Source organism: Azohydromonas lata (genome assembly GCF_034427735.1).
GTDB classification, from domain to species: domain Bacteria; phylum Pseudomonadota; class Gammaproteobacteria; order Burkholderiales; family Burkholderiaceae_C; genus Azohydromonas; species Azohydromonas lata.
In genome coordinates this window covers 1-12,604 of the sequence record NZ_JAXOJX010000050.1, presented here as the reverse complement: position 1 = coordinate 12,604, position 12,604 = coordinate 1, and the positions used below count along the sequence as shown (strand labels likewise).

Here is a 12,604-nt window from a genome sequence, read left to right as displayed (position 1 = left end):
AGGTGTTCGGAGGTGTTCCGACAAAGGGTCGATTGTCACTCCAGGCCGAAGAGAGCCTGCAGCGCGGCGCCGTCCAGATGCTGGGCAACGGCGGCGGGTTGGGGTTTGGTCAAGAAAGGGACGACGCCCAGGCAGGGCGACTGGTAACGGCGGTCCAGCTCATGGCGCAGCGTCTGCACGTTGCGCTGCAGGTGCGGCATGTCCGGATCGATCACGTTGGCCACCCAGCCGGCCAGGCCCAGCCGGCGCTGGTGCAGGCCGTCGGCGGTGAGGATGGCGTGGTTCAGGCAGCCCAGCCGCAGGCCCACCACCAGCACCACCGGCAGGTGCAGCGCGCTCATGAGCTGGGTGCTGTCCCAGTCGGCGCCCAAGGGGATCACCAGGCCGCCGGCGCCCTCCACCACGAGGTAGTCCACGTGCTGGGCCACGGCCTGCGCGCCGCGCAGCAGCGCGACGCGGTCGATCGCCACGCCGTCGATCTCGGCGGCGATGTGCGGGGCGCAGGCCGTCTTGAGCTGGCAGGGGCCGATGAGCGAGGCGGGCAGCGGGACGCTGCCGGCGCGGCGCAGCGCCTCCACGTCCTCGTTGAACAGCCGCCCGTCCGGGCCCATGTCCAGGCCGGACGCCACGGGCTTGTAGCCGGCCGCCTTGTGGCCGCGCGCCGTCAACCAGTGCAGCAGCGCGGCGCTGACGTGGGACTTGCCCACGCCCGTGTCCGTGCCGGTGACGAAGCAGCCGCGCAGGCCACCGGCCCCGGCGTTGGTGGTGTCGATGCCCGCGCTCAAGCCGGCTCTCCCATGGCCTGGGCCAGCGCCAGCAGCAGCCGCTGCACCTGCGCCGGCGTGTGCGCGGCGCTGAGCGTGATGCGCAGCCGCGCCGTGCCTTGCGGCACCGTGGGCGGGCGCATGGCGGGCACGTAAATGCCTTGCTGGCGCAGCGTGGCGGACAGGCGCAGGGCCGTCTCGTTGTCGCCCACGATGAGCGGCTGGATGGCCGTGGCGCTCTCGCCCAGCGTCCACGCCGGCTGAGCGGCCAGCAGCGCCCGCAAGCCGGTGCGCAGTTGCTCGATCAGGCCCATCAGCCGCGTGCGGCGGGCGCGCCCTTCCGGGCTTTCGATCACCTTGAGGCTGGCCAGGATGGTGTGCGCCACCGCCGGCGGCATGGCCGTCGTGTAGATGAAGCTGCGGGCCTTCTGGATCAGCCATTCGATGATGGCCGGGTGCGCCGCCACGAAGGCGCCGGACACGCCCGCCGCCTTGCCCAGCGTGCCCATGCAGATCAGCCGCTCGCTGTGCAGCTTGAAATGCTCCAGCGCGCCGTGGCCGTGCTCGCCCAGCACGCCCAGGCCGTGGGCGTCGTCCAGGATCAGCCAGGCGTCGTGCGCCTCGGCCAGCTTCAGGAGCGCCGGCAGGTCGGCGATGTCGCCGTCCATGCTGAAGACGGCGTCCGTCACGATGAGCTTGAGCGGCGTCGTGCAAGCGGCGAGCTGCTGCGCCAGCACGTCCAGCCGGCCGTGGGCGTAGCGCTTCACCTCGGCGTCGGCCAGCCGCGCGCCGTCGATGAGCGAGGCGTGGTTGAGCTTGTCGCAAAAGAGCGTGGCGCTGCCGTCGCCCAGCGCCGTGGTCAGCGCCAGGTTGGCCATGTAGCCGCTGCACATCAGCAGCGCGCGGGCGTGCGGGATGTGCGGCGCGAACCAGCGGGCGATGAGGTCTTCCACCTGCGCGTGCGGCCGCATGTGGCCGCTGACCAGGTGCGAGGCGCCGCTGCCGGTGCCCCACAGCCGCGCGCCCTCGGCCATGGCCTGCGCCAGGGCGCCGTGGTGGGCCAGGCCCAGGTAGTCGTTGCTGCAGAAGGCCAGCAGCGCCTGGCCGCCATGTTCGCCCTCGAAGGCTTGCAGCGGATCGCAGGGCGATTCGGCCACGCGCAGGCGGCGGCGCAGCGCCGCAGCGTCCAGCTCAAGCAGTTGGCGGTTGATGTGTGCGATCAGCATCGGGTTGGTCCAGCACGTCCTGCAGCGTGGCCATCACCTGTTGCGCCAGCCAGGGCGACAGGGTTTCGTCCAGCACGTAAGGCGGCATGAGGTACACCGTGCGGCCTATGGGGCGGATCAGCAGCTCGCGTTGCCGCCCCGCCAGATGGAAACGCTCGGCGAAGTTGCCGCCGGCGTGTTCGGCCTTCACGTCGAAGGCCCAGATCATGCCGCAGCGCCGGGGGTGTTCCACCCGGGGGTCGTTCTGCCACAAGGGTTGAAGCGAGGCGGTGAGCACCTCGGCCTGCGCGGCGTTGCGCGCCAGCACGTCGTCCTGCTCGAAGCGGTCCAGCACCGCCAGCGCGGCGCGGCAGGCCAGGGCGTTGCCGGTGTAGGAGTGGGAATGCAGGAAGCCGCGGGCCACGTCCTCGTCCAGGAAGGCGGCGTAGACCTCGTCCGTGCTCAGCACCAGCGACAGCGGCAGGAAGCCGCCGCTGATGCCCTTGGACAGCGTGATGAAGTCCGGCCAGGCCGCCCGGCGGTCGGCGTCCGAGGTGCCCACCGGCAGCGCCTGTTCCGAGGCGAAGAAGCTGCCCGTGCGCCCGCAGCCCACGGCGATCTCGTCGGCGATGAGGTGCACGTTGAAGCGCGTGCACAGCGCGCGCAGCGCCTTCAGGTACGACACGTCGTGCATCGCCATGCCCGCGGCGCCCTGCACCAGCGGCTCGACGATGAGGGCGGCGATGCGGCCGGCGCGCTCCTGGAACAGCGCCTCCACCTCCGCCGCGGCGCGCGCGGCCACGTCGGCCGCCGTCTCGCCCGCGCGGGCCTGGCGCGCGTCCGGCGAGCCGACCTGGTGCGCGCGCAGCAGCAGCGGGTCGTAGGCGTCGCGGAACACCTTCACGTCCGTCACGGCCAGGGCGCCCAGCGTCTCGCCGTGGTAGCCCTGCCTGACGCAGACGAACTCCTGCTTGTCCGCGAGCCCGCGGTTGCGCCAGGCGTGAAAGCTCATCTTCAGCGCGATCTCGACGGCCGAGGCGCCGTCGCTGGCGAAGAAGGCATGGCCCAGCGCGCCGCCGGTGCGCGCGGCAAGGCGCTCGGCCAGCTCCACGGCCGGCGCGTGCGTGCACCCGGCCAGCATCACGTGCGGCAGGGTGTCGAGCTGGTCCTTGAGGGCCGCGGCGATGCGCGCATCGGCGTGGCCGAAGAGGTTGACCCACCAACTGCTGAGCGCGTCGAAGTAGCGCTTGCCTTCGGCGTCGAACAGCCACGGCCCCTGGCCGCGCACCATGGGCAGCGGGGGCACGGCCGCGGCGCGCTGCATCTGCGTACAGGGGTGCCAGAGGCTGGCCAGGCTGCGGCGCTGCCACTCGGCGTTGGTGCTCATGGGGGTGCTTCCGGTTGGGGGGAGACAAAGGCCGATTTTCGCAGCCGGCGCCAGGGCGCTTGCCTGGCTTGCAGGAGGCCCGTTTGCGAGCCGAACGGCGGAGGCCGTGGGGGATTCGACCCGCAAGCGGGCCTCCTACAAGCGTTGGCAAGCTGTTCGTCCAGCCCAAGCCGGGCTGGAACAAAAGTCCCCCGCGGCCGTCCCGGCCGCCGTCAGCCCAGCGCGGCGACCACGTCCGGCGGGGCCTGGACCAGCTCAATGAGCACGCCTTCGCCGCCCACGGGGAACTCCTCGTTGCCCTTGGGATGGATGAAGCAGATGTCGTAGCCCGCCGCACCCTTGCGGATGCCGCCCGGGGCGAAGCGCACGCCGTTGGCCGCCATCCATTCCACGGCCTTGGGCAGGTCGTCCACCCACAGGCCCACGTGGTTCAGCGGCGTGGCGTGCACGGCCGGCTTCTTCTCGGGGTCCAGCGGCTGCATCAGGTCCACCTCGACGGCAGTTGGGCCTTGCCCCAAGGCGCAGATGTCCTCGTCCACGTTCTCACGCTCGGAGACGAAGGTGCTTTTCACCTGCAGCCCCAGCATGTCCACCCACAGCGACTTCAGCTTGTCCTTGCTTGGGCCGCCGATGGCGATCTGCTGGATGCCGAGAATCCTGAACGGCTTGGGAGTCGTGGTCGTCATCACTTGAACCTCAGGATGGGCTGGTCCACGGCCAGGCTCTCGCCCTTGTTGGCCATCACGGCGTCCACCACGCCGTCCTGCGCGGCCACGAGGATGTTCTCCATCTTCATGGCCTCGATGACGGCCAGGCGCTCGCCGGCCTGCACGGGCTGCCCGGGCTGCACCAGCAGGTCCGCCAGCAGGCCCGGCATGGGCGACAGCAGGAACTTGGAGGTGTCGGGCGGCGCCTTGTAGGGCATGAGCTTGGCCAGCTCGGCGCTGCGCGGCGACAGCACCATGGCCTCGATCGCCAGGCCGTTGTGCGCCACGCGCAGCCACACGCCCTTGCGCTCGATCTGCGCCGTGAAGGGCGTGCCGTTGCAGGCGCCGCTGGCGCGGATGGAGCCGATGCGCCAGTCCTTCTCCAGCTCGTAGCGCTTGCCTTCCACCGTCACGGCCAGCACGCCGTTGGGTTTCACCGTCACGTTGCGGTGCTGGTTCTGGCCTTGCGGGCCCTTGACGATGACGGTGAACTCCTCGCCGATGCCCACGCTCATGCCCTTGAGCTGGCCGCTGATGCCGGCCGAGCGCTCCAGGAAGCGGCGGTTGGCCGCGGCGGCCAGGGCCACCAGGAAGTCCGGGTCCTCGTGCGGCACGTCCGAGGCGTTGAAGCCCTTGGGATAGTGCTCGGCGATGAAGCCGGTGTTGAAGTCGCCCGCGACGAACTGCGGGTGCGCCAGCAGCGCCGACTGGAAGGGGATGTTGCTGGAGATGCCGCGGATCACGAAGCCGTTGAGCGCCTCGCGCATCTTCTGGATGGCGTCCAGCCGGTCCTTCCCGTGCACGATGAGCTTGGCGATCATCGAGTCGTAGAACATCGGGATCTCGCCACCCTCCTGCACGCCGGTGTCCACGCGCACGCCGCCGCCTGCCACGCCGGGCTGGGAGGCTTCCAGGTTCTGCCACGGCGGCTGGAAGCGCACCAGGCGGCCCGTGGAGGGCAGGAAGTTGCGGAAGGGGTCTTCCGCGTTGATGCGGCACTCGATGGCCCAGCCGTCGCGCTTGACGTCGGCCTGCCCGAAGGCCAGCGGCTCGCCCGCGGCCACGCGGATCATCTGCTCCACCAGGTCCAGGCCGGTGATGCACTCGGTGACCGGGTGCTCCACCTGCAGCCGGGTGTTCATCTCCAGGAAGTAGAAGGACTGGTCCTTGCCGACCACGAACTCCACCGTGCCCGCGCTCTGGTACTTCACGGCCTTGGCCAGGGCCACGGCCTGCTCGCCCATGGCGCGGCGGGTCTCGTCGGAGATGAAGGGCGAGGGCGCCTCCTCGATCACCTTCTGGTGGCGGCGTTGGATGGAGCACTCGCGCTCGTTGAGGTAGACCACGTTGCCGTGCGCGTCACCGAGGATCTGGATCTCGATGTGGCGCGGCTCCTCCACGAACTTCTCGATGAAGACGCGGTCGTCGCCGAAGCTGTTGCGGGCCTCGTTGCGGCAGGAGGAGAAGCCCTCGAAGGCTTCCTTGTCGTTGAAGGCCACGCGCAGGCCCTTGCCGCCGCCGCCGGCGCTGGCCTTGATCATCACCGGGTAGCCGATGTCCTTGGCGATGGACACGGCCTGCTCGGGCGTCTCGATGGCGTCGTTCCAGCCCGGGATGGTGTTGACCTGGGCTTCCTTGGCCAGCTTCTTGGAGGCGATCTTGTCGCCCATGGCCGCGATGGAGTAGTGTTTTGGGCCGATGAAGGCGATGCCTTCCTCTTCCACGCGGCGGGCGAAGTCCTCGTTTTCCGACAGGAAGCCGTAGCCCGGGTGCACGGCTTCGGCGCCGGTGCGCTTGCACGCGGCGATGATCTTGTCGGCCACCAGGTAGGACTCGCGCGACGGGGCCGGGCCCAGCAGCACGGCCTCGTCGGCCAGCTCCACGTGCAGCGCGTCCTTGTCGGCCTCGGAGTACACCGCCACCGTGGCGATGCCCATCTTCTTGGCCGCCTTGATGACGCGGCAGGCGATCTCGCCGCGGTTGGCGATCAGGATTTTCTTGAACATGACGTCTTATCTCCTCGGGGCCTGATCACAGCGGGATGTTGCCGTGCTTGCGCCACGGGTTCTCAAGCTGCTTGTCCTTGAGCATTACCAGCGAGCGGCAGATGCGCTTGCGCGTCTCGTGGGGCTGGATCACGTCGTCGATGAAGCCGCGTGCACCGGCCACGAAGGGGTTGGCGAAGCGGGCCTTGTACTCGGCTTCCTTGGCCGCGAGCTTTTCGGGGTCGCCCTTCTCTTCGCGGAAGATGATCTCCACCGCGCCCTTGGCGCCCATCACCGCGATCTCGGCGTTGGGCCAGGCGAAGTTGACGTCGCCGCGCAGGTGCTTGGAGCTCATCACGTCGTAGGCGCCGCCGTAGGCCTTGCGGGTGATGACGGTGATCTTGGGCACCGTGCACTCGGCGTAGGCGTAGAGCAGCTTGGCGCCGTGCTTGATGATGCCGCCGTACTCCTGGGCCGTGCCGGGCATGAAGCCGGGCACGTCCACGAAGGTCACCACGGGGATGTTGAAGGCGTCGCAGAAGCGCACGAAGCGCGCGGCCTTGATGGAGCTCTTGATGTCCAGGCAGCCGGCCAGCACCAGCGGATTGTTGGCGACGATGCCCACGCTTTGCCCATCCATGCGCGCGAAGCCCACCACGATGTTGGCGGCGTAGTCGGGCTGCAGCTCGAAGAAGTCGCCGTCGTCAACGACCTTGGAGATCAGCTCCTTGATGTCGTAGGGCTTGTTGGGGTTGTCCGGCACCAGGGTGTCGAGCGAGTAGTCCAGGCGCTGCGCCGGATCGCCCGACGGGCGCACCGGGGGCTTTTCCTTGTTGTTCAGGGGCAGGTAGTTGAAGAAGCGGCGAAGCATGAGGATGGCTTCGACGTCGTTCTCGAACGCCAGGTCGCACACGCCGCTCTTGCTGGTGTGCGCGGAGGCGCCGCCCAGCTCCTCGGCGGTCACTTCCTCGTGCGTCACGGTCTTCACCACTTCCGGCCCGGTGACGAACATGTACGAGCTGTCCTTCACCATGAAGATGAAGTCGGTCATGGCGGGCGAGTACACCGCGCCGCCGGCGCAGGGGCCCATGATCAGGCTGATCTGCGGGATGACGCCGGAGGCCATCACGTTGCGCTGGAACACATCGGCGTAGCCGCCCAGGGAGGCCACGCCTTCCTGTATGCGGGCGCCGCCGGAGTCGTTGAGGCCGATCACGGGCGCGCCGACCTTCATGGCCTGGTCCATGATCTTGCAGATCTTCTCGGCGTGGGCCTCGGAGAGCGCGCCGCCGAACACGGTGAAGTCCTGGCTGAACACGAACACCAGGCGGCCGTTGATCATGCCGTAGCCGGTGACCACGCCGTCGCCGGGGATCTTGTTGTCCGCCATGCCGAAGTCGACGCAGCGGTGCTCGACGAACATGTCCCACTCTTCGAACGTGCCCTCGTCGAACAGCATCTCGATGCGCTCGCGCGCCGTGAGCTTGCCCTTGGAGTGCTGGGCGTCGATGCGCCGCTGCCCGCCGCCCAGGCGTGCCTTGGCGCGCTTGTCTTCGAGCATCTGCTGGATGTCGTGCATGGGTACCTCTCCTCGTACTTCGGTCTGATTCGGCCGGGTTGATTCAGTTGAACAGTTCCAGCAGCCGGCGCGCGGCCACCGAGGCGGCGACCTCGCCGCTGCGCACCTGTTGCGAGAGCACCGGCAGCGCGGCCTGCACGGCCGGGTGCTGCCGGAAACGTTGCTTCAGGCCGGCGTCTATGCGTTCCCACATCCACGCCTGGTCCTGGTCGTTGCGGCGTGCCGCGAAGCGGCCGTTGGCCGCCTGCAACTCGCGGTAGCGGGTGACCGCCGCCCAAAACTCCGGCAGCCCCTGCGCCTTGAGCGCCGAGAGCTGCAGCACCTGCGGCTGCCACAAGGCTTGGTCGTGCGCCGCGTGGTGCGGGTCGCCATGCTGGCCAAAGAGCCGCAGGGCGCTGGTGATCTGCGCGCGCGCCCGCGTGGCGGCGTTGGCGTCCAGGTCGGCCTTGTTGATCACCACCAGGTCGGCCAGCTCCATCACGCCCTTCTTGATGGCTTGCAGGTCGTCGCCGGCGTTGGGCAGTTGCAGCAGCACGAACATGTCCGTCATGTTGGCCACGGCCGTCTCGCTCTGGCCCACGCCCACGGTCTCGACGATGACGATGTCGTAGCCCGCGGCTTCGCACACCAGCAGCGACTCGCGCGTCTTCTCTGCCACGCCGCCCAGCGTGCCGCTGGAAGGGGAGGGCCGGATGTAGGCGCGCTCGTCCATGGACAGCTGCTCCATGCGCGTCTTGTCGCCCAGGATGGAGCCGCCGGAGACGCTGGAGGAGGGGTCCACGGCCAGCACCGCCACGCGGTGCCCCTGCTCGATGAGGAACAGCCCAAGCGCCTCGATGAAGGTGCTCTTGCCCACGCCCGGCACGCCGGAGATGCCCAGGCGCAGCGAGCGCCCGCTGTGCGCGAGCAACTGGTTGAGCAGCTCGTCGGCGCGCACGCGGTGGTCCGCGCGCGTCGATTCGAGCAGCGTGATGGTCTTGGCGATGGCGCGGCGCTGCGCAGGGCCCGGGGTGCCGAGGATGGCCTCGGCCAGGGCCTGGTCGGACAGGCTCATGTACTGCTGCGGCTGTGCGGTTGCGTTGGTGAAGGGTGCGGCCTCCGGGAGGACGAATCCTCCCGGGGCCGCGGTGCATCCCGGGGTGGCGGGCTTGCTTTTATGAACGGTGGTGAAGGGGCTGCGCTCAGGCGGCGGCGGGGGCCTGGAGGCCGGTGGCGGCGCGGATCTGCTCCAGCACGTCCTTGGCGCTGGCCGGAATCGGCGTGCCCGGGCCGTACACGCCCTTGACGCCGGCATCGAACAGGAAGCCGTAGTCCTGCTGCGGGATCACGCCACCGACGAAGACGATGATGTCGTCCGCGCCCTGCTTCCTGAGCTCGGCAATGATGGCCGGCACCAGCGTCTTGTGGCCGGCGGCCAGCGTGGAGATGCCCACGGCGTGCACGTCGTTTTCGATGGCCTGGCGGGCGCACTCTTCCGGCGTCTGGAAGAGGGGCCCCATGTCCACGTCGAAGCCCAGGTCGGCGAAGGCGGTGGCCACCACCTTGGCGCCGCGGTCGTGGCCGTCCTGGCCCAGCTTGGCAATCATCACGCGCGGGCGCCGGCCCGCTTCCTGGGCGAAGGCGTCGATCTCGCCGCGCAGCTTGTCCCAGCCCTCGGCGCTGTCGTAGGCCGCGGCGTACACGCCGGTGACCTTCTGGATGTCGGCGCGGTGGCGGCCGAACACCACTTCCAGCGCGTCGCTGACCTCGCCCACGGTGGCGCGCAGCCGGATGGCCTCGATGGCCAGGCCCAGGAGGTTGCCGCTGTTGTTGCGCGCGGCTTCAGTGAGGGCATCAAGAGCCGCCTGCACCTTCTGGCCCTCTCGCGTGGCCTTGATGCTTTGCAGCCGCGCGATCTGGGCCTCGCGCACCTTGACGTTGTCCACCTCCAGAATCTCGACCGGGTCTTCCTTGGCCAGCTTGTACTTGTTGACGCCGACGATCACGTCGCGGCCGCTGTCGATGCGCGCCTGCTTCTCCGCGGCGCTGGCCTCGATCTTGAGCTTGGCCCAGCCGCTGTCCACGGCCTTGGTCATGCCGCCCATGGCCTCGACCTCCTCGATGATGGCCCAGGCCTTGTCCGCCATTTCCTGCGTGAGCTTCTCCATCATGTAGGAGCCGGCCCATGGGTCCACCACGCTGGTGATGTGGGTCTCTTCCTGGATGATGAGCTGCGTGTTGCGGGCAATGCGCGAGGAGAACTCGGTGGGCAGCGCGATGGCCTCGTCCAGCGAGTTGGTGTGCAGGCTTTGCGTGCCGCCGAACACCGCGGCCATGGCTTCAATCGTGGTGCGGACGACGTTGTTGTACGGGTCCTGCTCGGTGAGGCTCCAGCCGGAGGTCTGGCAGTGGGTGCGCAGCATCAGGCTCTTGGGCTTCTTGGCGTTGAAGCCCTTCATGATCCGGCACCACAAGAGGCGCGCGGCGCGCATCTTGGCGATCTCCAGATAGAAGTTCATGCCGATGGCCCAGAAGAACGAGAGGCGGCCGGCGAACTCGTCCACGTCCAGGCCCTTGGCCATGGCGGTCTTCACGTACTCCTTGCCGTCGGCCAGCGTGAAGGCCAGCTCAAGTGCCTGGTTGGCGCCGGCTTCCTGCATGTGGTAGCCGGAGATCGAGATCGAGTTGAACTTCGGCATGTTCTTGGCCGTGTACTCGATGATGTCGCCGATGATCCGCATGCTGGGCTCAGGCGGATAGATGTACGTGTTGCGGACCATGAACTCCTTGAGGATGTCGTTCTGTATGGTCCCGGAGAGCTTGTCCTGCGGCACGCCCTGTTCCTCGGCCGCCACCACGTAGCCGGCCAGCACGGGCAGCACGGCGCCGTTCATGGTCATGGAGACGCTGACCTTGTCCAGCGGGATGCCGTCGAACAGGATCTTCATGTCCTCGACCGAGTCGATGGCCACGCCGGCCTTGCCCACGTCGCCGGTCACGCGCGGATGGTCGCTGTCGTAACCACGGTGCGTGGCCAGGTCGAACGCCACCGACACGCCCTGGCCGCCCGCGGCCAGCGCCTTGCGATAGAAGGCGTTGGACTCTTCCGCCGTCGAGAAGCCCGCGTACTGCCGGATGGTCCAGGGCCGCACCGCGTACATCGTGGCCTGCGGGCCGCGGATGAAGGGCTCGAAGCCCGGCAGCGTGTCCGTGAACTTCAGCCCTTCCAGGTCGGCCGACGTGTACAGCGGCTTGACAGCGATGCCGTCGGGCGTGTTCCACGTCAGCGACGACACGTCGCCACCCGGCGCCGACTTGGCGGCGGCCTGGGCCCATTGCTGCAGCGAGGCGGAATTGAACTCGGGGGCGGACGACATGGGGGTGCTTCCTCAAGGGGCAGGTTCTGACTTGCCATCCATCATACAAGATGCATAATTCAAAATACAACTTAAGCGTTCGACATGTCTGCCACTGCCACCAACTCTGCTGTATCGATGGCTGCCCCGGCCAAAGCCGTGGGCGCGCCGCTTGGGGCACGCCCGCTGTACCAGGAGGTGGCCGAGCGGCTGCGCGAGCAGATCTTCAACCGCGAGCTGGAGCCCGGGAGCTGGATCGACGAGCAGAAGCTCACATCGGCGCTGGGCATCAGCCGCACGCCGCTGCGCGAGGCGCTGAAGGTGCTGGCCGTGGAAGGGCTGGTGACGATGAAGCTGCGCCGCGGCGCCTACGTGACGGAGATGTCCACGCAGGACGTGTCGCAGGTCTATCACCTGCTGGCCGTGCTGGAGAGCGACGCCGCGGGCGAGGTGGCGCGCAAGGCGACCGACCCGGAGCTGGCCGAGCTGGCCAAGCTGCACGAGCAGTTGGAGGCGCAAGAGGCGCAGCGCGACGCCTTCTTCCGCACCAACGAGGAGTTCCATGCGCGGCTGCTGCACATCGCGGGCAACCGCTGGCGCAACCAGATCGTCAACGACCTGCGCAAGGTGATGAAGCTCAACCGGCACCACTCGCTGTTCCGCCAGGGGCGCGTGGCCGAGTCGCTGGGCGAGCACCGCGCGCTGGTGCAGGCGCTACTGGCGCGCGACGCGGAGAAGGCGCAGGCGCTCATGCGGGCGCATTTCGAGAATGGGCTGGCGGCGGCGTCGGGGGGCTGACGCCGCCGCTCACCCGGTCTTGATGGGCTACCGGGCGGCCGGCGCGTCCTCTGCATCCAGCCCCTCCAGCGCCCGCACCCCAATGGGCGGCTGCGCGCACCAAGGCACCACGTAAGTCCGCTGCGCCAGCCCGTCGGCCACGCGTTGCAACTGCACCCGCTCCCCGGCGATGCGCCCGGCCAGCACGGGCGAGGTCGTCCCCGCGGCGGCCAGGCTGCGGTTGACCACCCAGGCGAAGGGCGTGATGCGGGCGCGCTGTAAATCCGCCTGCAGCGCGGCGGCTTCCGATACCGGCGTGGTCTCGGGCAGCGTCACCAGGACGATGCGGGTGTAGTCCGCGTCCTGCAGCCGCATCAGCGGCGTCACCACGCGGGCGCCGGTGCTGCCTTCGAAGTCGCGCAGCATCTGCCGGTGGTAGGCGCCGGTGGCGTCCATGAGCAGCAGGGTGTGGCCGGTGGGCGCGGTGTCCAGGATGACGAAGGCGCCGCGCGCCTCCGACACGATGCGCGAGAAGGCGTGGAACACCGCCACCTCCTCGGTGCAGGGCGAGCGCAGGTCTTCCAGCATCAGGGCGCGCGCGGCCTCGTCCAGGTCGCGGCCCTTGGTGGCCATCACCTTGTCGATGTAGCGCTGCGTCTCCGCGTGCGGGTCGATGCGGTCCACGCGCAGGCCCGGCACGCTGGCGCCTTCCAGCGTCGCGGCCAGGTGGGCGGCCGGGTCGGTGGTGGAGAGGTGCACCGACTTGCCCCGGCGCGCCAGGGCCACGGCCAGCGCGGCGGCGATGGTCGTCTTGCCCACGCCGCCCTTGCCCATGACCATCACCAGCGCATGCGGCTGGCGCGCC

Annotated in this window: 10 protein-coding genes; 1 reads left to right on the top strand and 9 read right to left on the bottom strand. The window is 69.1% G+C overall.

What is annotated here, in order from left to right:
* Nucleotides 1–35: 35 nt before the first annotated feature.
* From bioD to scpA, 8 genes are all read right to left on the bottom strand, one after another.
* Entirely contained in the window at nucleotides 36–785 is a 750-nt protein-coding gene (gene bioD / locus SM757_RS24570; protein WP_322467415.1) for a dethiobiotin synthase, read from the bottom strand.
* A complete protein-coding gene (gene bioF / locus SM757_RS24565) occupies nucleotides 782–1,990 on the bottom strand; it encodes an 8-amino-7-oxononanoate synthase (RefSeq protein WP_322467414.1) in 1,209 nt (402 codons plus the stop codon). The genes bioD and bioF overlap by 4 nt, the downstream gene beginning before the upstream one ends.
* On the bottom strand, nucleotides 1,956–3,356 hold the full coding sequence (gene bioA / locus SM757_RS24560) for an adenosylmethionine--8-amino-7-oxononanoate transaminase (protein WP_322467413.1): 1,401 nt from the start codon (nucleotides 3,354–3,356) through the stop codon (nucleotides 1,956–1,958). Before bioA ends, bioF begins: the two co-directional genes overlap by 35 nt.
* A 212-nt stretch (nucleotides 3,357–3,568) precedes the next feature.
* On the bottom strand, nucleotides 3,569–4,042 hold the full coding sequence (locus SM757_RS24555; RefSeq protein WP_322467412.1) for a VOC family protein: 474 nt from the start codon (nucleotides 4,040–4,042) through the stop codon (nucleotides 3,569–3,571).
* Nucleotides 4,042–6,069, bottom strand: a complete 2,028-nt coding sequence (gene accC, locus SM757_RS24550; RefSeq protein WP_322467411.1) for an acetyl-CoA carboxylase biotin carboxylase subunit — start codon at nucleotides 6,067–6,069, stop codon at nucleotides 4,042–4,044. The genes SM757_RS24555 and accC overlap by 1 nt, the downstream gene beginning before the upstream one ends.
* Before the next feature lie 25 nt (nucleotides 6,070–6,094).
* Nucleotides 6,095–7,627: an acyl-CoA carboxylase subunit beta gene (locus SM757_RS24545; RefSeq protein ID WP_066333239.1), complete on the bottom strand. Its 1,533-nt coding sequence runs from the start codon at nucleotides 7,625–7,627 to the stop codon at nucleotides 6,095–6,097.
* Between the two features lie 43 nt (nucleotides 7,628–7,670).
* The gene (gene meaB, locus SM757_RS24540; protein ID WP_322467410.1) at nucleotides 7,671–8,681 is read right to left on the bottom strand and encodes a methylmalonyl Co-A mutase-associated GTPase MeaB; all 1,011 of its coding nucleotides are present in this window, start codon (nucleotides 8,679–8,681) and stop codon (nucleotides 7,671–7,673) included.
* Between the two features lie 127 nt (nucleotides 8,682–8,808).
* On the bottom strand, nucleotides 8,809–10,983 hold the full coding sequence (gene scpA, locus SM757_RS24535; RefSeq protein WP_066333245.1) for a methylmalonyl-CoA mutase: 2,175 nt from the start codon (nucleotides 10,981–10,983) through the stop codon (nucleotides 8,809–8,811).
* Between the two features lie 117 nt (nucleotides 10,984–11,100).
* Here scpA and SM757_RS24530 point away from each other — a divergent pair, with 117 nt between their 5' ends.
* Nucleotides 11,101–11,760: a GntR family transcriptional regulator gene (locus tag SM757_RS24530; RefSeq protein WP_322467441.1), complete on the top strand. Its 660-nt coding sequence runs from the start codon at nucleotides 11,101–11,103 to the stop codon at nucleotides 11,758–11,760.
* A 27-nt stretch (nucleotides 11,761–11,787) separates the two neighbouring features.
* Here the strand turns inward: SM757_RS24530 and SM757_RS24525 are convergent.
* The coding region (locus tag SM757_RS24525) for an ArsA-related P-loop ATPase (RefSeq protein ID WP_322467409.1) at nucleotides 11,788–12,604 on the bottom strand (817 nt) is incomplete at its 5' end.

Excerpts from the sequence above, each read along its gene's own strand:
- bioF (WP_322467414.1), bottom strand. The coding sequence starts at position 1,990 with ATGCTGATCGCACACATCAACCGCCAACTGCTTGAGCTGGACGCTGCG.
- bioA (WP_322467413.1), bottom strand. The coding sequence starts at position 3,356 with ATGAGCACCAACGCCGAGTGGCAGCGCCGCAGCCTGGCCAGCCTCTGG.
- SM757_RS24555 (WP_322467412.1), bottom strand. The coding sequence starts at position 4,042 with ATGACGACCACGACTCCCAAGCCGTTCAGGATTCTCGGCATCCAGCAG.
- accC (WP_322467411.1), bottom strand. The coding sequence starts at position 6,069 with ATGTTCAAGAAAATCCTGATCGCCAACCGCGGCGAGATCGCCTGCCGC.
- SM757_RS24545 (WP_066333239.1), bottom strand. The coding sequence starts at position 7,627 with ATGCACGACATCCAGCAGATGCTCGAAGACAAGCGCGCCAAGGCACGC.
- meaB (WP_322467410.1), bottom strand. The coding sequence starts at position 8,681 with ATGAGCCTGTCCGACCAGGCCCTGGCCGAGGCCATCCTCGGCACCCCG.
- scpA (WP_066333245.1), bottom strand. The coding sequence starts at position 10,983 with ATGTCGTCCGCCCCCGAGTTCAATTCCGCCTCGCTGCAGCAATGGGCC.
- SM757_RS24530 (WP_322467441.1), top strand. The coding sequence starts at position 11,101 with ATGGCTGCCCCGGCCAAAGCCGTGGGCGCGCCGCTTGGGGCACGCCCG.